16 protein-coding genes are annotated in these 19613 nt (G+C 72.6%); 11 read left to right on the forward strand and 5 right to left on the reverse strand.

The genetic code is table 11. The annotated features are described in order from the left end of the window. The first annotated feature begins 6 nt into the window (after positions 1 to 6). Genes ACFVXE_RS24355 through ACFVXE_RS24375 form a run of 5 tightly spaced genes read left to right on the forward strand, consistent with a single transcriptional unit; the run spans position 7 to position 6111 of the window. Positions 7 to 1947 (forward strand): acetyl/propionyl/methylcrotonyl-CoA carboxylase subunit alpha, encoded by a 1941-nt coding sequence (locus tag ACFVXE_RS24355; protein ID WP_389674064.1) that lies wholly within the window; start codon positions 7 to 9, stop codon positions 1945 to 1947. Then, positions 1944 to 3140, forward strand: a complete 1197-nt coding sequence (locus tag ACFVXE_RS24360; protein WP_389674066.1) for an acyl-CoA dehydrogenase family protein — start codon at positions 1944 to 1946, stop codon at positions 3138 to 3140. Before ACFVXE_RS24355 ends, ACFVXE_RS24360 begins: the two co-directional genes overlap by 4 nt. A gap of 45 nt (positions 3141 to 3185) precedes the next feature. Continuing rightward, on the forward strand, positions 3186 to 4799 hold the full coding sequence (locus ACFVXE_RS24365; RefSeq protein ID WP_389674068.1) for a 4-coumarate--CoA ligase family protein: 1614 nt from the start codon (positions 3186 to 3188) through the stop codon (positions 4797 to 4799). Further along, positions 4796 to 5530 carry an enoyl-CoA hydratase family protein gene (locus ACFVXE_RS24370; RefSeq protein ID WP_389674070.1) on the forward strand — a complete coding sequence of 245 codons (735 nt, stop codon included), beginning with the start codon at positions 4796 to 4798 and terminating at the stop codon, positions 5528 to 5530. Before ACFVXE_RS24365 ends, ACFVXE_RS24370 begins: the two co-directional genes overlap by 4 nt. Further along, the gene (locus ACFVXE_RS24375) at positions 5518 to 6111 is read left to right on the forward strand and encodes a TetR/AcrR family transcriptional regulator (RefSeq protein ID WP_389674071.1); all 594 of its coding nucleotides are present in this window, start codon (positions 5518 to 5520) and stop codon (positions 6109 to 6111) included. The genes ACFVXE_RS24370 and ACFVXE_RS24375 overlap by 13 nt, the downstream gene beginning before the upstream one ends. A 67-nt stretch (positions 6112 to 6178) precedes the next feature. Here ACFVXE_RS24375 and ACFVXE_RS24380 read toward each other — a convergent pair whose 3' ends face one another. Continuing rightward, positions 6179 to 7279, reverse strand: coding sequence for a citrate synthase 2 (locus ACFVXE_RS24380; RefSeq protein ID WP_389674147.1), 1101 nt, complete (start codon positions 7277 to 7279; stop codon positions 6179 to 6181). A gap of 223 nt (positions 7280 to 7502) precedes the next feature. Here ACFVXE_RS24380 and pdxH point away from each other — a divergent pair, with 223 nt between their 5' ends. Both pdxH and ACFVXE_RS24390 read left to right on the forward strand, forming a co-directional pair. After that, positions 7503 to 8129, forward strand: a complete 627-nt coding sequence (gene pdxH / locus ACFVXE_RS24385; RefSeq protein WP_389674149.1) for a pyridoxamine 5'-phosphate oxidase — start codon at positions 7503 to 7505, stop codon at positions 8127 to 8129. Between the two features lie 396 nt (positions 8130 to 8525). After that, a complete protein-coding gene (locus ACFVXE_RS24390; RefSeq protein ID WP_389674073.1) occupies positions 8526 to 9872 on the forward strand; it encodes a PAS domain-containing protein in 1347 nt (448 codons plus the stop codon). A gap of 43 nt (positions 9873 to 9915) precedes the next feature. Here the strand turns inward: ACFVXE_RS24390 and ACFVXE_RS24395 are convergent, their stop codons facing one another. Next, entirely contained in the window at positions 9916 to 10671 is a 756-nt protein-coding gene (locus tag ACFVXE_RS24395; protein ID WP_389674074.1) for an SIS domain-containing protein, read from the reverse strand. Between the two features lie 200 nt (positions 10672 to 10871). Here ACFVXE_RS24395 and ACFVXE_RS24400 point away from each other — a divergent pair, with 200 nt between their 5' ends. Then, the gene (locus ACFVXE_RS24400; RefSeq protein WP_389674076.1) at positions 10872 to 11564 is read left to right on the forward strand and encodes a metal-dependent transcriptional regulator; all 693 of its coding nucleotides are present in this window, start codon (positions 10872 to 10874) and stop codon (positions 11562 to 11564) included. A gap of 589 nt (positions 11565 to 12153) precedes the next feature. Then, positions 12154 to 13047 (forward strand): alpha/beta fold hydrolase, encoded by an 894-nt coding sequence (locus tag ACFVXE_RS24405; RefSeq protein ID WP_389674151.1) that lies wholly within the window; start codon positions 12154 to 12156, stop codon positions 13045 to 13047. 24 nt (positions 13048 to 13071) lie between these two features. Here ACFVXE_RS24405 and ACFVXE_RS24410 read toward each other — a convergent pair whose 3' ends face one another. The 3 genes from ACFVXE_RS24410 to ACFVXE_RS24420 are packed head-to-tail and all read right to left on the reverse strand — an operon-like array spanning position 13072 to position 16260. After that, positions 13072 to 14718, reverse strand: a complete 1647-nt coding sequence (locus tag ACFVXE_RS24410; RefSeq protein WP_389674078.1) for a transporter — start codon at positions 14716 to 14718, stop codon at positions 13072 to 13074. After that, entirely contained in the window at positions 14715 to 15536 is an 822-nt protein-coding gene (locus tag ACFVXE_RS24415; protein ID WP_389674152.1) for an ABC transporter ATP-binding protein, read from the reverse strand. The genes ACFVXE_RS24410 and ACFVXE_RS24415 overlap by 4 nt, the downstream gene beginning before the upstream one ends. Before the next feature lie 37 nt (positions 15537 to 15573). Then, entirely contained in the window at positions 15574 to 16260 is a 687-nt protein-coding gene (locus ACFVXE_RS24420; protein ID WP_389674080.1) for a bifunctional DNA primase/polymerase, read from the reverse strand. A 318-nt stretch (positions 16261 to 16578) separates the two neighbouring features. Between ACFVXE_RS24420 and ACFVXE_RS24425 the strand changes: the two genes are divergently transcribed. After that, positions 16579 to 17961 carry a transcriptional regulator gene (locus ACFVXE_RS24425; protein ID WP_389674081.1) on the forward strand — a complete coding sequence of 461 codons (1383 nt, stop codon included), beginning with the start codon at positions 16579 to 16581 and terminating at the stop codon, positions 17959 to 17961. A gap of 171 nt (positions 17962 to 18132) precedes the next feature. After that, the gene (locus tag ACFVXE_RS24430) at positions 18133 to 19521 is read left to right on the forward strand and encodes a hypothetical protein (RefSeq protein WP_389674082.1); all 1389 of its coding nucleotides are present in this window, start codon (positions 18133 to 18135) and stop codon (positions 19519 to 19521) included. The last annotated feature ends 92 nt before the right edge of the window (positions 19522 to 19613 follow it).

Raw genomic sequence — 19613 nt, forward strand, 5'->3', positions numbered from 1 at the left:
GCCCAGATGATCTCCACTCTGCTCGTCGCCAACCGGGGCGAGATCGCCTGCCGGATCTTCCGGACCTGCCGCGCCCGGGGCATCGCCACCGTCGCCGTCCACTCCGACGCGGACGCCGGCGCTCTGCACGTCAGGGAGGCGGACACGGCCGTACGGCTGCCGGGCACCGCGTCCGCCGACACCTACCTCCGCGGCGACCTCGTCGTCGCGGCGGCGCTCGCCGCGGGCGCCGACGCCGTGCACCCCGGCTACGGCTTCCTGTCCGAGAACGCGGGGTTCGCCCGGGCCGTGCAGGACGCCGGACTGCTCTGGGTCGGGCCACCGGTCAAGGCCATCGAGATGATGGCGTCCAAGACCCGGGCCAAGGAGCTGATGGCCGCCGCCGGAGTGCCGCTGCTCGCCCCCGTGGACCCGGCGCGAGCCACCCCCGGCGACCTGCCGCTGCTCCTCAAGGCCGCGGCGGGCGGCGGCGGGCGCGGCATGCGCGTCGTGCGCGAACTGTCCCTGCTCAAGGGCGAGATGGCGGCAGCGGCGGCCGAGGCGGCGAACGCCTTCGGGGACGGCGAGGTCTTCGCCGAGCCGTACGTGGAGCGCGGGCGGCACGTCGAGGTCCAGATCATGGCCGACGGGCACGGCACCGTATGGGCGCTCGGCACCCGCGACTGCTCGCTCCAGCGCCGGCACCAGAAGGTCATCGAGGAAGCCCCCGCACCCGGCCTCGACGACGGACTCCGCACCCGGCTGCACGACGCGGCGAGCGCCGCCGCCCGCGCCGTCGGCTACCGGGGCGCGGGCACCGTCGAGTTCCTCGTCACGGCCGACGGACGCCCCTACTTCCTGGAGATGAACACCCGACTCCAAGTCGAACACCCCGTCACCGAGGCCGTCTTCGGCCTCGACCTGGTGGCCCTTCAGCTGTCCGTCGCCGAAGACGGACCGCTGCCGTCCCCCGCGCCACCCGCCCCGCGCGGCCACGCCGTCGAGGCCCGGCTCTACGCGGAGGACCCGGCCCGCGACTGGCAGCCGCAGACCGGCCCGCTGCACACCCTCGACGTGCCGGACGAACCCGGACTGCGCCTGGACACCGGGTACACCGGCGGCGACACCATCGGCGTGCACTACGACCCCATGCTCGCCAAGGTCATCGCCCACGCCGACACCCGCGGCCAGGCCGTCCGGCTCCTCGCGCGTGCCCTGGAACGTGCCCGGATCCACGGCCCGGTCACCAACCGCGACCTGCTCGTACGGTCCCTGCGCCACCCGGACTTCACCGGCGCCCGCCTCGACACCGGCTTCTACGACCGCCACCTGGACGGCCTCACCGCCGCCCCGGCCGACGACCCGGACCGGCACCTCGCCGCCCTCGCCGCGGCCGCCGCCGAAGCCTCCCGCCACCGCGCCACCGGCTCCACCGCCCGGTTCGGCGCCTGGCGCAACGTCCCCTCGCAGCCGCAGCGCAGGCGCTACCGCAGCGAACCGGACGGCACCGAACACGAGATCACCTACCGCACGGACCGCGACGGGCTGACCGTCGCGCCCGGCGCCCGGACCCTCACCGCCGCCCCCGGCCACGTCACCGTCGAGACGGACGCCGGTATCACCCGGCGCTTCCGGATCGCCGCCCACCACGACCGGGTGTACGTCGACGGCGCCACCGGTTCGTACACCTTCACCGCCCTGCCCCGCTTCACCGACCCCACCGACCGCCCCGAACCCGGCTCCCTGCTCGCCCCCATGCCCGGCACCGTCGTCCGGCTCGCGGACGGACTCGTGACGGGCGCGGCGGTCGAGGCGGGACAGCCGCTGATCTGGCTGGAGGCGATGAAGATGGAGCACCGCATCCTCGCCCCCGCCTCCGGCACCCTCACCGCACTGCACGCCGCCCCCGGCCTCCAGGTGGAGGTCGGCGCCCTGCTCGCCGTCGTACAGGAGGAACCGACCCCATGAGCACCGTCCTCGAAACCGAAGAGCAGCAAGCCCTGCGCGCCGCCGTCGCCGCACTCGGAAAGCGGTACGGACGCGACTACATGACGTCCGTCGTTCGCGAAGGCGCCCACCCCCGCGAACTGTGGACCGAGGCCGCCGAACTCGGCTACCTGGGCGTCAACCTCCCCGAGGAGTACGGCGGCGGAGGCGGCGGCATGGCCGAACTCTCCATCGTCCTCGAAGAGCTGGGGGCGGCCGGCAGCCCGCTGCTGATGATGGTCGTCTCCCCGGCGATCTGCGGCACCGTCATCGCCCGCTTCGGCACCGACGCCCAGAAGCAGCAGTGGCTCCCCGGTCTCGCGGACGGCTCCCTCACGATGGCCTTCGGCATCACCGAGCCCGACGCCGGATCCAACTCCCACCGCATCACCACCACCGCCCGCCGCGACGGCGGGGAGTGGCTGCTCACCGGGCGCAAGGTCTTCGTCTCCGGTGTCGACATCGCCGACGCCACCCTCGTCGTCGGCCGCACCGAGGACGCCAGGACCGGCAGGCTCAAGCCCTGCCTCTTCATCGTCCCGCGCGACGCACCCGGATTCCGGCGCTCGCAGATAGACATGGAACTCCAGGCACCGGAGAAGCAGTTCGAGCTGGTCCTCGACGACGTACGGCTGCCCGCCGACGCCCTCGTCGGAGGGGGTATCTCCCGCTCGGGCGAAGCCGAGAGCGGGGGAGAGGACGCGGGGCTCCTCCAGCTCTTCGCCGGGCTCAACCCGGAACGCATCATGACCGCCGCCTTCTCGCTCGGCATGGGGCGGTACGCGCTCGGCCGCGCGGTCGAGTACGCGCAGACCCGGCAGGTGTGGAAGGAGCCCATCGGTTCCCACCAGGCCATCGCCCACCCCCTCGCGCAGGCCCACATCGAACTCGAACTGGCCCGCCTGATGATGCAGAAGGCCGCCCGGCTCTACGACGAGGGCGACGACATCGGTGCGGGCGAGGCCGCCAACATGGCGAAGTACGCCGCAGCCGAGGCCTGCGTCCGCGCCGTCGACCAGGCCGTGCACACCCTCGGCGGCAACGGACTCACCCGCGAATACGGCCTCGCGTCCCTCATCACCGCCGCCAGGGTCGCCCGGATCGCACCCGTCAGCCGGGAAATGATCCTGAACTACGTCTCCCACCAGTCCCTGGGCCTCCCCAAGTCCTACTGACAGGGAGGACCCTGTCCCTCCACCCGCCGTATCGAAGGGACCGCCATGGTGCACGTGTTCCGCAGCGAGTACGCAGACGTCCGGGCGCTCGACCTCCCCATCCACGACGCGGTCCTCGGCCGGGCCGCCGACACGTACGGCGACACGATCGCCCTGATCGACGGCACCGACAGCGCCACCACGCTCACCTACCGGCAGCTCGACGCCTTCCACCGCCGGATCGCGGCCGCGCTCGCCGCCGCCGGGGTCCGCAAGGGCGACGTCCTCGCCCTGCACAGCCCCAACACCCTCGCCTACCCGCCGGTCTTCTACGGTGCCACCCGGGCCGGCGCGACCGTCACCACCGTGCACCCGCTCGCCACGGCGGAGGAGTTCGCCAAACAGCTCCGCGACTCCTCCGCCCGCTGGATCGTGACCGTCTCCCCGCTCCTGGCGACCGCCCGTCGTGCCGCCGAACTCGTCGGCGGCATCGAGGAGATATTCGTCTGCGACCAGGCGGACGGACACACCTCCGTACTCGACATGCTCGGCTCCACCGCACCCGAACCACGGATCGCCATCGACCCGGGCGAGGACGTCGCCGCGCTGCCGTACTCCTCCGGTACCACCGGCATGCCCAAGGGCGTCATGCTCACCCACCGCTCCATGGCCACCAACCTCGAACAGCTGCGGCCGTTCATCCCGATGGCCCCCGGCCGGCGGATCCTCGCCGTGCTCCCGTTCTTCCACATCTACGGGCTGACCGCGCTGATGAACGCCCCGCTCCGGCTCGGCGCCACCGTCGTCGTGCTGCCGCGGTTCGACCTGGACCAGTTCCTCGGTGCGATCGAACGGCACCGGATCGACGGCCTGTACGTGGCCCCGCCGATCGTCCTGGCCCTCGCCAAGCACCCGGCCGTCGCCCGGTACGACCTGTCGTCGCTGGAGTACATCGTCAGCGCCGCCGCCCCGCTCGACGCCGGTCTCGCCGCCGCCTGTTCCCGGCGCCTGGGACTGCCGCCGGTACGTCAGGCGTACGGCATGACGGAACTCTCGCCCGGCACCCACGTCGTCCCGCTCGCCGCGCAGAACCCGCCGCCCGGCGCCGTCGGCAAGCTCCTGCCCAGCACCGAGATGCGGATCGTCTCCCTCGACGACCCGGACCGGGACGCCGGGACCGGCACCGACGGCGAGGTGCTCATCCGCGGTCCGCAGGTGATGAAGGGCTACCTCGGCCGCCCCGACGCCACCGCCGCGATGATCGACGCGGACGGCTGGCTGCACACCGGGGACGTCGGCCGCGTCGACGCCGACGGCTGGCTGTCCGTCGTCGACCGGGTCAAGGAACTGATCAAGTACAAGGGTTACCAGGTCGCTCCCGCCGAACTCGAAGCCCTCCTGCTCGGCCACCCGGCGATCGCGGACGCCGCCGTCATCGGGGTGTACGACGCCGACGGCAACGAGGTCCCCAAGGCGTTCCTGGTCCGGCAGACCGGTACAGACGCGGACGGGCTCACCGCGGACGACGTCATGGCGTACGTCGCCGAGCGCGTCGCCCCGTACAAGAAGGTCCGGCAGGTCGAGTTCATCGGCGCCGTGCCGCGCGCCACCTCCGGGAAGATCCTCCGGCGCGAACTGCGCGACCGGGAGCAGGCCGACGAGAAGGCGGCAGAGGCATGAAACTGGTCCGTACCGGCCGCGAACGCGGGATCGCGACCATCCGGCTCGACTCGCAGGCGAACCGCAACGCGCTCTCCGCGCGGCTGGTCGGCGAACTCCGCGAAACGCTCGCCGCGTACAGCGGCGACGACACCGTACGGGCCGTGGTCCTCACCCACACCGGCACCACGTTCTGCGCCGGTGCCGATCTCACCGCACCGCCCGACCCCGAGGCGTTCGTCGCCCTGATGCGGGAGATCGTCACCCTGCCCAAACCGGTGGTGGCCCGCGTCGACGGACACGTCCGGGCCGGCGGCCTCGGCCTCCTCACGGCCTGCGACATCGCCGCCGCCGGACCCGACGCCACCTTCGCCCTCACCGAAGCACGGCTGGGCCTCGCCCCCGCCGTGATCTCCATGCCGCTGCTGCCGCGAACCGACCCGCGCGCCGCCGCCCGCTACTACCTCACCGGAGAACGGTTCGACGCGGCCGAAGCGGCCCGCATCTCCCTGATCACGATCGCCGCACAGGACGTGGACAAGGCGCTCGAACCCGTACTGGACGGACTGCGGCGGGCCTCCCCGCAGGGGCTGGCGGCATCGAAGGAGCTGGTCACGGCTACTGTGCGGGAGAGTTTCGACCAGTACGCCGAAGATCTCATCGCCCGCTCGGCAGCACTCTTCGCCTCCGCCGAGGCCCGGGAGGGGATGACGGCCTTCCTCGAACGACGGGACCCCTCATGGGTGTTGTGACGCCCCCCACCGACAGGACCCCCAAGCAGGACCGCAGCCGCGCCACCCGGAGACGGCTGCTCGAAGCCGCGGTCGCCTGCCTCGCCGAGCACGGCTGGGCAGGGTCCACGGTCTCCGTCGTCGCCGAACGCGCGGGCGTCTCGCGCGGCGCCGCCCAGCACCATTTCCCCACCCGCGAGGACCTGTTCACCGCGGCCGTCGAATACGTCGCCGAGGAACGCTCCGCCGCGCTGCGCGCCCTGCCCGTCCAGGGACGTACGGCCGTCGTCGCCGCCCTCGTCGACCTCTACACCGGCCCGCTCTTCCGCGCCGCGCTCCAGCTCTGGGTCGCCGCCTCCAACGAACCCCAGCTCCGCCCCCGCGTCACCGAACTCGAAGCCCGGGTCGGCCGCGAGACCCACCGCATCGCCGTCGAACTCCTCGCCGCCGACGAGACGGAGCCCGGTGTACGCGAAACCGTCCAGGGCCTCCTCGACATGGCCCGCGGCCTCGGCCTGGCCAATGTGCTCACCGACGACACCGCCCGGCGCCGAAGGGTCGTGGCGCAGTGGGCGGCCCTGCTGGACGGCGCCCTCGGCTGAGTACCGGCCCCGGCACGGAACGCGCGGCGCCCAGGCCCCCGGAGGGGCGGGGCGCCGCGCGTTCCGGTCAGCCGGTGATGTCGTCGTATCCGTCGATCTCCCGCGGACTGCGCGACCCGGGCCCGACATACGTCGCCGACGGCCGTACCAGCCGCCCCGTCCGCTTCTGCTCCAGGATGTGCGCCGACCAGCCGGCCGTACGCGCACACGTGAACATCGACGTGAACATGTGCGCCGGGACCTCCGCGAAGTCCAGCATGATCGCCGCCCAGAACTCCACGTTCGTCGCCAGCACCCGGTCCGGGCGCCGCGCGTGCAGCTCCTCCAGCGCGGCCTTCTCCAGCGCCTCCGCCACCTCGAACCGCGGCGCGCCCAGTTCCTTCGCCGTCCGCCGCAGCACGCGTGCCCGCGGGTCCTCCGCGCGGTAGACCCGGTGCCCGAAGCCCATCAGCCGCTCACCCTTGTCCAGGGCCTTCTTCACGTACGCGCTCGCGTCGCCGGTCCGCTCGATCTCCTCGATCATGCCGAGCACCCGGGACGGCGCACCACCGTGCAGCGGACCCGACATGGCGCCCACCGCACCGGACAGCGCGGCCGCCACGTCCGCGCCGGTCGACGCGATGACCCGGGCCGTGAACGTGGACGCGTTCATGCCGTGCTCGGCGGCCGACGTCCAGTACGCGTCGACGGCCTTCACGTGCTTCGGGTCCGGCTCGCCGCGCCAGCGGATCATGAACCGTTCGACGACGGACTGCGCCTTGTCGATCTCGCTCTGCGGCACCATCGGCAGCCCCTGCCCGCGCGCCGACTGGGCGACGTACGACAGAGCCATCACGGCCGCCCGCGCCAGATCGTTGCGGGCGGTCTCCTCGTCGATGTCGAGCAGTGGTTTCAGCCCCCACACCGGAGCCAGCATCGCCAGCGCGGACTGCACATCCACCCTGATGTCACCGGAGTGGACCGGGATCGGGAACGGCTCGGCGGGCGGCAGCCCGGGATTGAACGCCCCGTCGACCAGCAGACCCCAGACGTTCCCGAACGACACATGACCGACGAGATCCTCGATGTCGACCCCGCGATAGCGGAGCGAGCCGCCCTCCTTGTCGGGTTCGGCGATCTCCGTCTCGAACGCGATGACTCCTTCGAGTCCGGGTACGAAGTCGGACATCATGCGGCTCCCTCGATCGTCGGCTGTACGGAGGCCACAGTGGCCTGACCCAAGATATTGGCGGGTTCCCACGACGCGGGGAAGCGTGACATCCGGCACAGCGCCCCACTTCATCCATGCGCGATTGGCGCCCCTCCTCACCGGGCAAACTCGGCCGCTGCGGCAGGATGACCCCGTGCCCACCGCAGATTCCCCTTCCGATTCCACCACCGATCCGGCCGCGATGCGCGAGCAGTACCGCTCCGAGGGCTTCACCGAGGACTCGCTCGCCGCCGACCCGATGCAGCAGTTCGCCCACTGGTTCCGCCAGATCGCCGCAGGTGGAATGGTCCATGAGCCGAACGCCATGGTGGTGTCCACCGCGACCCCCGACGGCCGGCCCTCGTCCCGCACCGTGCTGCTGAAGAAGTACGACGAGCGCGGCTTCGTCTTCTTCACGAACTACGCCTCCCGCAAGGGCCGCGAACTGGCCGCCAACCCCTACGTGTCGCTGCTCTTCCCCTGGCACCCGCTGGCCCGCCAGGTCATCGTCACCGGCACCGCGGCCCGCATCGCCCGCGAGGAGACGATCGCCTACTTCCGCACCCGCCCGCACGGCTCGCAGCTGGGGGCCTGGGCGAGCGACCAGTCGACGGTGGTGGCCTCCCGCCGTGAACTGATCGAACGGTACGAGGAACTGGCGGCCCGCTACCCGGAGGGCGAACGCGTGCCCGCGCCGCCCGAGTGGGGCGGCTTCCGCGTCGTGCCCGAGACGATCGAGTTCTGGCAGGGCCACGAGAACCGCCTGCACGACCGGCTGCGGTACGTACGCGAGGGCGACGGCTGGCGAGTGGAACGCCTCTGCCCGTGACGGGGCCCGGGCACATCGCGCCCGGCCACATCGCGCCCGGACATGCAGAAACCCGCGGGCTCTGGTCCCTCCTTGCGGAGGAGCCGGCCGGACTTACCGGCGAGCCCGCGGGTCGGTGACTGCTTGGGTTTCGGCAGACAGACTGCCGAGGTGCACGAAGTGCGACGACGGGCTGTCAGCCCGCAGCCACCTCACGAATCCGATAAGACTGCACTTTTCGGATCACCTCCTTTCAACGTGTACGGCACACCCTAGGAGCCCCTACGGGGGCGCACAACCCATTTATCGAGATGTCCCGGAGCACCGATTTCCGGGAATGCGATGTGTGCTGAGTCACGTTCGAGTTCAATGATCTGACGTGCGGCAATGGCGGACACGTCCTGCAGGGGGTCCGGGATGAGCGCTTCCAGGGGCAGTGGAATCACCGACGCTCTCGGGCCCGAACCGGTCCCCGGGGCGGAGCTGCTCGCGGCGTTGCTCGACGGCATGGACGCGGCGCTCTGCGCGTTCGACGCGGGCGGCGCGATCACCCACTGGAACCGCGAGGCCGAGCGGATCCTCGGCTGGTCCGCCGAGGAGGCGGTGGGGCGGCCCGGGTTCGCCGGCTGGGCCGTGCGCCCCGCGGACGCGGGTGAGGTGCAGGAGCGGCTGATGGCCGCCATGGACGCGCCGGGCCGCCAGGTGCACGAGTTCGCGCTGCTGCGCAAGGACGGCGGACGGGTGCTCGTACGGACCCAGTCGGCCGGCGTGCGGGGCGCGGACGGGAAGCCCGCCGGGGTGTACTGCGCATTCAGCGAGGTGCACGCGCAGATCGATCTGGAGCGGTCGATCGCGCTCAGCGAGGCCCTGTTCGCCGACGCGTCGTGGGGAGTGGTCCTCGTCGACGTGGACCTGCGCCCGACCGTCGTCAACGCGTATGCGGCACGGGCGCTCGGCGGTGGCCGGACCACCCTGCTGGGCCGGCCGCTCGGAGAGCTGCTGACGCAGGGCGTGGAGGATCTGGAGGGCGCGCTGGAGCACGTACTCGCCGAGGGGACGCCGCCCGCGCCCGCCGACCTGTGGGTGACGCTGCGGACGGCCGAGGGCGAGCGGCGCCGCTGCTGGCGCAGCGGCTTCCTGCAGCTGACGTCGCCGCTCACCGAGGAGCCGGTTCCGCTGGGGGTCGGCTGGCTGTTCCAGGACGTGACGACGGAGCGGCTCGCGGCGCAGGAGGCGGACCGGGTGCGGTTCCGGTCGAACCAGCTGCACCGGGCGTCCCGGTCGGCGTCCGAGTGCGAGGACCCGATGGAGGCGGCGACGTCCTACCTGGACTACGCGCTCGCGGGCTTCGCCGACCATGCGCTGATGGATCTGCTGGCGGGGGAGCGGCTGGTACGGGCGGCGGCGACACCGCCGGACGCGCCGGGCCCGTGTCTGCCGGTCGCCGGAGGCTCCATTCCGCTGCGCTACGCCCCGGGCCATCCGGCGCTGCAGGCGGTGGACCGGGCGGGTTCGGTCCGGGTCAGCGCCGGCACGGCTCCGGGGTCCGGGAGCTGGGCGGCGGACCGGCGGTGGCCGGGCGACTCCGTGCACGCCCTGTGCGCGGTGCTGCGCAGCCGGGGCCGGACGCTCGGCGTGGTGACGTTCCTTCGGGTGGCCGACCGCAGCCCCTTCGAGCGCCCGGACGCGGCGTACGCGGAGAGCGTGGCGGTCCGGGTGGCGGCGGCGGTGGACCTGTCCCAGGCGCTGCCGGGAAGTCGGTAGCGCGCCGGGCGGCCGGTCCGGTCGCGCCGGCGCCGCGCCCGTCTCACTGCTGGTAGAAGATCCGGTCCGCGTACTCCGTCATCACGCGCCCGTTCCACTCATGTCCGCCGTCGACGTTCCCCGACCGCAGCATCGGCGGCTCGATCCCCCGCTCCACCAGGCGCTCCGCGGCCGTCGCCATCATGGCCTGCATCACCGCGCTGGTGACCACGGTCGACGCGGGCGCGAACGGCGCCTCGATGCCCTCCGCCGTCAGTTCCGCGTCGCCGATAGCGATCTTGCTGTCGATGACGATGTCGCAGTGGTCGCGCAGGAATCCGCCCGAGGAGTGCCGCGACCGCGTCCCCTCGGTGTACGCGACCGAGGTGATGCCGACGACCTTCAGTCCGACGGCGCGCGCGTGGAGGGCCATCTCGACGGGCAGCGCGTTGCGCCCGGAGAGCGAGATGATCACCAGCAGGTCGCCGGAGCGCGCCGGGCTGGAGTCGAGGACCGCGCCCGCCAGCCCGTCGACCCGTTCCAGCGCCGAGCCGAGCGTCGCCGGCATGACGTCCACGCCGAGCGTGCCGGGTACGGAGAGCAGGTTCATCAGGGCCAGTCCGCCGGCCCGGTAGACGACGTCCTGGGCCGCGAGCGACGAGTGGCCGGCGCCGAAGGCGAAGAGCCTGCCGCCTGCGGCGACCGTCTCGGCGATCGCGGCCCCGGCTGCCGCGATGGCGTCGGACTCCTCGTCGCGCACACGCTCCAGCAGGCCGATCGCTGCGTCGAAGAACTGACCGGCCAGCTTGGTGTCGCTCATCGAGGAGGCCCTTTCCGCAGGGGTGGGGTGTCCGTGCCGCGGATCACGTTGCGGTCCGGACCACCGGGCTGTCAATACCGTCCGCGGGGCATCCACGCGGTGGGGCGCGGCCTGCGCGGCACGGTTGTCGGCGTCATGCGTCAGAATTGGGCTCAGGGCCAGCGCACGACGTTTTCATGTCACAGCATCGAGGGGCACGAATGTCCGGACTGATCGACACAACGGAGATGTATCTCCGCACCATCCTCGAACTCGAAGAGGAAGGCGTCGTCCCCATGCGCGCCCGGATCGCGGAACGGCTGGACCAGAGCGGTCCGACGGTCAGCCAGACGGTGGCGCGGATGGAGCGCGACGGACTGGTGCAGGTCGCGGGCGACCGGCATCTGGAGCTGACGGAGGAGGGCCGCCGGCTGGCGACCCGGGTGATGCGCAAGCACCGTCTCGCCGAGTGCCTGCTCGTCGACGTGATCGGCCTGGAATGGGAGCAGGTGCACGCCGAGGCCTGCCGCTGGGAGCACGTGATGAGCGAGGCCGTGGAGCGGCGGGTGCTGGAGCTGCTGCGGCACCCGACGGAGTCTCCGTACGGGAACCCGATCCCGGGCCTGGAGGAGCTGGGTGAGAGGGCCGAGGCCGACCCGTTCCTGAACGACGGCATGGTGAGTCTGGCGGAGCTCGACCCGGGCACCGAGGGCAAGACCGTGGTGGTGCGCCGGATCGGCGAGCCGATCCAGACGGACGCCCAGCTGATGTATACGTTGCGGCGGGCGGGCGTGCAGCCCGGTTCCGTGGTCAGCGTGACGCAGTCGGCGGGCGGGGTGCTGGTCGGCAGCAGTGGTGAGGCGGCGGAGCTGGACTCCGAGGTCGCCTCGCACGTCTTCGTCGCCAAGCGCTGAACGAGGGCGCGACCGCACGCCACCCCGAACCCAGGACCCGAAGCGTAACGTCCGCTTTCCGTTTTTCCGTCCGGAATGGCAGCGGCCGGGCGGTTCGCATGCCAGGCTGTGGCTGAGCCACACCTGAGAGCGTCGGCCACCTGGCCGCGCGGTCGGGGAGGGAGCAGGAGATGCGCCCGTCGTACCGGCACGGGAACCGGAAGGTGCCTGCCGCGGTCCCGGACGGCCGGGTGCCGCGCGCTCCGGCGCACCGCACGGCCCCGGACACGGCCTTGGACATGACCCCGGACATGACCCCGGACACGGGAGGGCCCCGGCGCCTGAGGGCGCCGGGGCCTTCTCTCCCCTGTTCCGACCCGGAGCCCCGAGCTCTCAAGGTCGGTCCCCTGCGGACCCTCATCCCCGAGTGGTCCGCCTCCCGAAGAAGATCTCCCCGCAGAGGCCGACGTCAATCCTTGGAAGCGGTCACTCGAACGAGGGGTGTTGCGCGCCATGAGCCAGTTTTCGAATACAGGTTCGATAGTCTGGCGTGACGCGACCACACGGTGATCGAGCGGTTGTCGAGGACCAGAAGGGGGTGCCTGGACATATGGTGCGGCGCATCGATGTGACCGGATCCGACGGCGTACGCCTGGCGGCCTGGGAGTTCGCGGACCCGCCCAAGGAGCGCGCGGACGGCGGGCCCGCCCCCGCCGTCTTACTGCTCCACGGCCTGATGGGCCGCGCCTCGCACTGGGCCTCCACCAGCCGCTGGCTCGCCGAGCGGCACCGCGCGGTGGGGCTCGACCAGCGCGGGCACGGCCGCAGCGAGAAACCGGCCGAGGGCCCGTACACGCGTGACGCGTACGTCGCAGACGCCGAGGCGGCGATCGAACAGCTCGACCTCGCCCCGGTCACCGTCATCGGGCACTCGATGGGTGCCCTCACCGCCTGGCAGCTCGCCGCGAAACGGCCCGACCTCGTCCGGGCCCTGGTCATCTGCGACATGCGTGCCTCCGCGCTCGGCGCGGCCTCGCAGCGGGAGTGGGAGGACTGGTTCCGGTCCTGGCCGACACCGTTCGCGACGCTCGCCGACGTACGGAGGTGGTTCGGCGAGGACGACCCCTGGGTGGAGCGGCCGAACCCGTCGCGCGGCGAGTTCTTCGCCGAGGTGATGGCCGAGCGCGCGGACGGCTGGCGGCCCGTCTTCTCCCGCCGCCAGATGCTCCGGTCCCGCGCGACGTGGGTGTACGACGCGCACTGGGAGGAGCTGGCGCAGGTCCGGTGCCCGGCCCTGGTCCTGCGGGGCCTGGACGGTGAGCTGGGCCGGGCGGAGGCCCAGGAGATGGTCCGGGTGCTGCCGCGCGGACAGTATGCGGAGGTGGCGGACGCCGGACACCTCGTCCACTTCGACCAGCCGGAGGGCTGGCGGGCCGCGGTCGAACCGTTCCTGGAGCAGTTCGCCGACGACCCCAGGGGCGACCGCGAGCCCGTCTCCCCGTGACCGGGCGGCGCCGCCCGGCCCACCTCACCCCTTGCTGACCGCCGTCAGAATCTCCGGGAGCCGCTTCGCGGCGAGCGGTGCGGCCAGCCGCAGTCCCGCCCAGGCGATCAGCGCCCCGTACCCGGCGCCGGCCGGCAGCAGCACCCACAACCTGTCCTGCGCCCCGGCGACGTACAGCCAGACCGTCGCCACGATCAGCGGTGCGCAGAGCACCGCCCCCGAGACCATGCCGCCGAAGATCGAGAGCGAGGCGAGCCCCGCCTGACCCGGTGCCACGTTCTTGAACCCGCCATCCTGCGGGACCGAGTACGGGAACCTGGCCGATGCCACCGCGCCCGTCGCCAGCATCGCGCCCAGCAGGGCGAACGCCAGCCCCATCGCGCCCGGCAGCTTCTCCCAGTCGCCCAGCACCGCCGCCGTCACCACCGTCACGAAGGCCGTGTACGGGAGGGTGACCGTCAGCAGCGCCAGCGCCCGTCCCCGCAGTTCCAGGTACGCGTCCCGGGTGGACGAGATCGTCATCGCCACCATCCAGAACGCGGAGGTGTCCTGCCCGAACTGGTTGTACATCTGGATGCCGAGCATTCCGGCGGCGAAGCACGAGAAGTAGACCGAGCCGCTGCCCTGCACCGCGTTGAACAGCGGCACGATCAGCCCGATGACGAGCGCCGTCACCCAGGCGGCCTTGGTCTTCGGGTCCCGCGCCACGTACCGCAGGCTGCGCTGCATCACCGGCCCGGTGCGCCCCTCGGGCAGCAGCGCGGCGAGCCGGGAGCCGCCCGCGCCGGACTTCTTACGGGCCGGTTCGGCGGCGGCGAGCGTCGAACCGTCCGGCGTCGTCATCAGTTTCACCAGACTCCGCCGCCACAGCCACAGCAGCGCGCCCAGCGCAGCCGCGGCGAGCAGCAGTTGCGCCGCGGCCTGCCCGTACGACCCGTGCGCCGCCGAGTCCACCGCGCCGATCGCCGAGGCGGGCGGCAGCCAGCGCACCACGTCCGCGGCGGGGTCGAGCGCGGCGAGTCCCCCGGCCCGGCCGAGCCGCTGCGCACCGAAGTTGACGACCTGGATGCCGACCGCGACCACCAGGCCGCTGAGGACCGCCAGATCGCGGCCCTTGCGGGAGCTCAGCAGTCGGGTGTTGGCCGTGGCGACGGCCCGCGCCAGCGCGACGCAGACCAGCAGCGCCAGCGGCGCGCCGACCACCGCGCACACCACCGCGGCCGCCCCGTGCGCCACCGCGAGCGCCGAACCGGCCACCAGGCAGAGCGTGAACAGCGGTCCGATGCCGATCAGCGACGCCACCAGCAGCGCGCTGATCAGCGGGCGCGGCCGCAGCGGCAGCATGACGAGCCGGCTCGGGTCGAGGGTCTCGTCACCGCTGGGGAAGAAGAGCGGCATCACGGCCCAGCCGAGCGCCAGCACCCCGGTGAGCAGGACCACCAGGGAGCCGGCGTGCGCATGGCCGCGCAGCGCGACCAGCCCGATGAGCTGGCCCGCGGCGAACAGCAGGCTGAGGACGACGGACAGGACGTACGCGGCCCGCCGGCCCGACGACTGCCGCAGCCCGTTGCGCAGCAGCGTCAGCTTGAGCCGCACGAAGACCGGGACGAGCCCTTCGCCGCCCCGGCGGTCCGTGGGGCGGGCGGCGGCTCCGGTGTCGAGCGCGCTCATCGGGCGCCGCCCAGCCAGTCGAGGGAGTCGCCGGTGTCCCGGCCGCCCGCGCCGACGAGTTCGAGGAAGGCGCTCTGCAGCGACGGCGCCGCGCCGCGCACCTGGGCCAGGGTGCCCTGCGCCCGGATCGTGCCGCCCGCCATCACGGCCACCCAGTCGCACAGCGACTCGACCAGTTCCATCACATGGCTGGAGAAGACCACGGTCGCCCCCGAGCCGGTGTACCGCTCCAGGACCCCGCGGATGGTCTGCGCGGAGACGGGGTCGACACCCTCGAACGGCTCGTCCAGGAACAGCACTTCGGGGTTGTGCAGCAGTGCGGCGGCGAGTCCGATCTTCTTCCGCATGCCGGTCGAGTAGTCGACGACCAGTTTGTGCTGGGAGCCCGCCAGATCGAGTACGTCGAGCAGCTGGGTGGCCCGCTTGTCGACCTCGGCGCCCGGAAGTCCGCGCAAGCGCCCGGTGTACGCGAGGAGTTCACGCCCCGAGAGGCGTTCGAAGAGGCGCAGTCCCTCCGGCAGGACACCGATCCGGGCCTTCACCTCTACCGGGTCCCGCCAGACGTCGCGCCCGCCGACCTCGATCGTTCCGTGGTCGGGGCGGAGCAGCCCGGTCACCATCGACAGCGTGGTGGTCTTGCCGGCGCCGTTGGGCCCCACCAGACCGATGAACTTGCCCGCGGGCAGCTCCAGATCGATCCCGGCGACCGCGACCTGCTCGCCGAACCGTTTCCACAGGCCCCGTACGCGCACCGCGGGCGGCGGCGCCCCGCCCGTGTCCGCCGCACCGCTGGATCCCGCCGCCGCCAGGTCCGACATGGCATGCCTCCCGCTGTCCCCGTCCATGGGGGACAGCCTACGAAAGGCGTAGGCGCGCGTCGGCCGCTTCCCGCCCGCAGGCGTAGGCGAGCGGGCTGATGATCTCCTCCGCGTCCGGCAGCCACCGGTTGGCGGGGGTGGGCCGGCGCGCCCACTGCACGGCGCCGCGCCCGCCGATCCTGGTGGGCGGGGCCACCACGTAATGGCCCTCGCCACGGCCGAGCAGATCGATCGCGGCGGTGCTCCAGCCCAGCTTCCCCACCAGGTCGTCGACCTTGGCCGCGGCTCCGGGCAGGACGAAGAAGAGCATCCGGCGGTCGGGGGTGCAGGTGACCGGCCCGAGCGGCAGTTTCATCCGTTCCATCCGGGCCAGTGCCAGGCAGCCCGCGGACTCCGGTACGTCGAGCGCGTCGAAGGTGCGCCCGGTGGGCAGCAGGACCGACGCCCCGGGCTGTGCGGACCACATCCGGCGGGCGGCCACGCCGCTGCCGGTCGACCGGCCCGCCCAGTCGGGCCGAGTGGGGTGCGCGCCGGGCGAGGCGCAGCCCGCGTCCCCGCAGGAGCACCGTTCCTTCCCTTCCCGCACCTGCAGCCAGGTGCCGGGGAACACGTCCCAGTGCCGCTCCTCCGCGTACCGCACCGCGGCGCCGAGCAGTTGTTCGTCTCGCTGTTCGGGGATCCGCACGGTTTCCGTGACTCCGATGGGCTCTTCCACGACCATCACAACTTCCGCGACCACCTGGGGTTACGGGCGCGGCCCGCGCGGTCACGGTGCATCCGTCCGGCACATGGGGCGCATGGATGCATGGGCGGGGGCGCGCAGGAGGCAGCGCCCTGACGGGCGGGTAGCCACAGACGGGGGATCCGGAACAGTTCGACCATGTCGCATACGTATCAAATGCCGGTAAAAACGCTATGTGCACAGGGAACAGCGTGAAAACCGTCAACACCGCGGAACAACCAAAACGATGTATGTGCGCATTTCTCAGGTATATGCCGGGCAATGATCCTTGCACCGATCACTGCGGCCTCAGGGGGAAACATGGCAGCCAGGCCTCTCGTCGCCCGTCAGCCGAACGAACGGCTGCAGGCGCTCATCCAGGAAGCCGGATGTTCCAACGCGGGCCTCGCCCGCCGGGTCAACATGGTCGGCGCGGAGCGCGGCCTCGACCTCCGGTACGACAAGACCTCCGTGGCCCGCTGGCTGCGCGGACAGCAACCACGCGGCAGGGCACCGGGAATCATCGCCGAGGCGCTCGGCCGCAAGCTCGGCCGCACGGTCACGATCGACGAGATCGGGATGGCCAACGGCAAGAATCTGGCGTCCGGCGTCGGCCTGCAGTTCGCTCCGACCGTGATCGGCGCGATCGAGCAGGTCTGCGAGCTGTGGCGCAGCGACGTCGGGCGGCGCGACTTCCTCTCGGGTTCCGCGGTCGCGTCCTCGGCGCTGGTCGAGCCCAGCCGCGACTGGCTGATCACCGGCGCCGACCCACAGGTGGCGCGGACGGCGGGGGCGCGCGTCGGAATGTCCGACGTGGAGGCGGTGCGGGCGATGACGGCCGCACTGGTCGACCTCGACCACCGGTTCGGCAGCGGGCACGTGCGGCCGGTCCTGGTGCACTACCTGAACAGCGTGGTCTCCGGGCTGCTTTCGGGGGCGTACCGCGAATCGGTCGGGCGGGAGCTGTTCGGAGCCGTCGCGCGGCTCACCGAACTCGCCGGCTACATGGCGATCGACACGGGGCAGCCGGGGCTCGCCCAGCGGTACTACATCCAGGCGCTGCGGCTGGCGCAGGCCGCGGGCGACCGGGCCTACGGCGGCTACGTGCTGGCCGCGTCGATGAGTCATCTCGCCGCGCAGCTCGGCAACCCGCGGGAGATCGCGCAGTTGGCGCGGGCCGCGCAGGAGGGGGCGCGCGGGCGGGTCACGCCGCGCGCCGAGGCGATGTTCTACGCGGCGGAGGCGCGGGGCCACGCACTGCTCGGCGACGCCCGTACCTGCCAGGCGGTGGCGGGCCGGGCACTGTCGGCGCTGGAGCACGCCGATCCGGACACCGGCGACGACCCGGCGTGGATCGCCCACTTCGACTCCGCCTACCTGGCCGACGAACTGGCCCACTGCCACCGCGATCTCGGCCAGGCCGAGGCGGCCGCACGCCGGGCGACGGAGTCCCTGGCCGGCCATCCGGAGTCCCGGGCCCGGCGCCGGGGCATCGGGCTGGCGCTGCTCGCCGCGGCGCAGGTGCAGCTGCGCGAGGTGGAGCAGGCCTGTCACACGGGGACGCGTGCGATGGAGCTGCTGGGGACGGTGCGGTCCAGCCGGGGGTCGGATTATCTGGACGATCTGCAGGCGCGGCTGGTGCCGTACGGGGACGAGCCGGCGGTCCGGGAATTCGGCGCGCGACTGGAGCTCCAGGCGGCCTGAACCGCCACTGACCGGTGATTTCTCCGGGGCGCCCCTTAACTGCGTCTTAACGACGTCGCGTGTTACTGCGCCGTTTGAAGGGCGGCGAGTGATAACGGGCGCTTGGCGGAGGGAGGCAGCCACCCGGTAGCGTGAGCTGACGATTCCGTAGGTTTACACGTAGGAGTCCCGGTGACGCAGAGCGGACAGGGTGACGAGCAGCAGCTCCCTGCTGTACGGCCCGCGCACGAAGGTGTCGTGCTGCCCGCAGGTGGCGGCGAGCCCTGGATACCCGGCGGAGCGGCCGACCAGGCCGCCCCGGCCGGCGGGCAGCCATGGGGGCAGCCCTGGGGGCCGCAGGCGCCGCAGCAGGACGCGTCGCCGCAGGGCCGGTACGGGCAGTACGACCAGGGTCCGCACCAGCACGGCGGGCCGCTGCCACCCGCGCAGCCCCAGCCGTACTCCCAGCCCCAGCCGTACTCCCAGCCCCAGCCGTACTCCCAGCCTCAGCCGTACTCCGAGCCTCAGGGATACGCGCAGCCGCAGCCGTACGCCCAGCCGCTGCCCCCGGAAGCAGTTCCGGGCGGGGACGCGGACGCCACGCAGTTCATCGCGCCGGTGCAGGCCGAGAGCGCCGCGGAGGCCACCCAGTTCATCGCGCACGCGCCGGCCGCGGACGCCGAGGCGACCCAGTACATCGCGCCGGTGACCGGCGGAGCCCCGTACGACATCAGGCCCGGGATGCCCGGGGAGCGGCAGCCGCCCGCCGAGTTCGACAACCTGTTCCGCAACGAGGAACCGTCCGGCGCCACCCAGCAGATGCCCCGGTTCGACCCGGCACAGGCGCAGTACCAGGGCGCCCAGCCGCGCCGGCAGGCCGCGCCCGCCTACCAGGCGCAGCCGCAGCCGCAGCAGGGCGAACCGCCGCAGGGCCGGTCCGCGCAGCGCAAGAAGCCGTCGCACATCCCCTTGATCGCGGCGGTCGTCGTCGGCTGCGCCGTCGTCGGTCTCGGCGCGGGCGCGCTGATGAGCGGCGGTGACGACAAGGGCAAGGACGACAAGCAGCCGGTGGCCGCGGCGAGTTCACCCGCCGCCGAGCCGTCGAAGCAGGCGGCGGCCGACCCGGCGAAGCCGCAGGCGGAAGCGCTCGACAAGCTGCTCGCGGACAGCAACAACAGCCGCGCGGCGGTCATCGGGGCCGTCGAGAGGACCAAGTCCTGCACCAACCTGGACCAGGCGGTCACCGATCTGCAGGGCGCCGCTCAGCAGCGCCGCGACCTGGTGACGCGGCTGCAGGGACTGACGGTCGACAAGCTGCCGAACCACGCGCAGCTGACCGCGTCGCTCGCCAAGGCGTGGCAGGCGTCGGCGCAGGCCGACGATCACTACGCGGCGTGGGCCGGGCAGGCGAAGAACGGCAAGAAGGTGTGCAAGCACGGGAAGGCCCGTGGGACGTCCGAGACGGTTCTGGCGACCGAGGCGAGTGCCAACGCGAGCAAGGCGAAGGTCCAGGCGTCGGGACTGTGGAACACGATCGCGGCGAAGTACGGGCTGACCCGGCGGACGGCGACCGACCTCTGACGGCGGCGCGGGGGGGGGGGGCCCCCCCCCCCGGGGGCCCCCCCCCCCCCCCCCCCCCCCGGCCCCCCCCCGGTGGGGGGGGGGGGCCCCCC

The organism is Streptomyces sp. NPDC058231 (genome assembly GCF_042882275.1).
In the GTDB taxonomy this organism is placed as follows: domain Bacteria; phylum Actinomycetota; class Actinomycetes; order Streptomycetales; family Streptomycetaceae; genus Streptomyces.

Bases quoted from the DNA above. Each gene is read 5' to 3' on its own strand.
- ACFVXE_RS24375 (WP_389674071.1), top strand. From the start codon at position 5,518: ATGGGTGTTGTGACGCCCCCCACCGACAGGACCCCCAAGCAGGACCGC.
- ACFVXE_RS24400 (WP_389674076.1), top strand. From the start codon at position 10,872: ATGTCCGGACTGATCGACACAACGGAGATGTATCTCCGCACCATCCTC.
- ACFVXE_RS24425 (WP_389674081.1), top strand. From the start codon at position 16,579: ATGGCAGCCAGGCCTCTCGTCGCCCGTCAGCCGAACGAACGGCTGCAG.
- ACFVXE_RS24410 (WP_389674078.1), bottom strand. From the start codon at position 14,718: ATGAGCGCGCTCGACACCGGAGCCGCCGCCCGCCCCACGGACCGCCGG.
- ACFVXE_RS24365 (WP_389674068.1), top strand. From the start codon at position 3,186: ATGGTGCACGTGTTCCGCAGCGAGTACGCAGACGTCCGGGCGCTCGAC.
- ACFVXE_RS24405 (WP_389674151.1), top strand. From the start codon at position 12,154: ATGGTGCGGCGCATCGATGTGACCGGATCCGACGGCGTACGCCTGGCG.
- ACFVXE_RS24370 (WP_389674070.1), top strand. From the start codon at position 4,796: ATGAAACTGGTCCGTACCGGCCGCGAACGCGGGATCGCGACCATCCGG.
- ACFVXE_RS24415 (WP_389674152.1), bottom strand. From the start codon at position 15,536: ATGTCGGACCTGGCGGCGGCGGGATCCAGCGGTGCGGCGGACACGGGC.
- ACFVXE_RS24360 (WP_389674066.1), top strand. From the start codon at position 1,944: ATGAGCACCGTCCTCGAAACCGAAGAGCAGCAAGCCCTGCGCGCCGCC.
- ACFVXE_RS24390 (WP_389674073.1), top strand. From the start codon at position 8,526: ATGAGCGCTTCCAGGGGCAGTGGAATCACCGACGCTCTCGGGCCCGAA.
- ACFVXE_RS24380 (WP_389674147.1), bottom strand. From the start codon at position 7,279: ATGTCCGACTTCGTACCCGGACTCGAAGGAGTCATCGCGTTCGAGACG.
- ACFVXE_RS24355 (WP_389674064.1), top strand. From the start codon at position 7: ATGATCTCCACTCTGCTCGTCGCCAACCGGGGCGAGATCGCCTGCCGG.
- pdxH (WP_389674149.1), top strand. From the start codon at position 7,503: ATGCGCGAGCAGTACCGCTCCGAGGGCTTCACCGAGGACTCGCTCGCC.
- ACFVXE_RS24395 (WP_389674074.1), bottom strand. From the start codon at position 10,671: ATGAGCGACACCAAGCTGGCCGGTCAGTTCTTCGACGCAGCGATCGGC.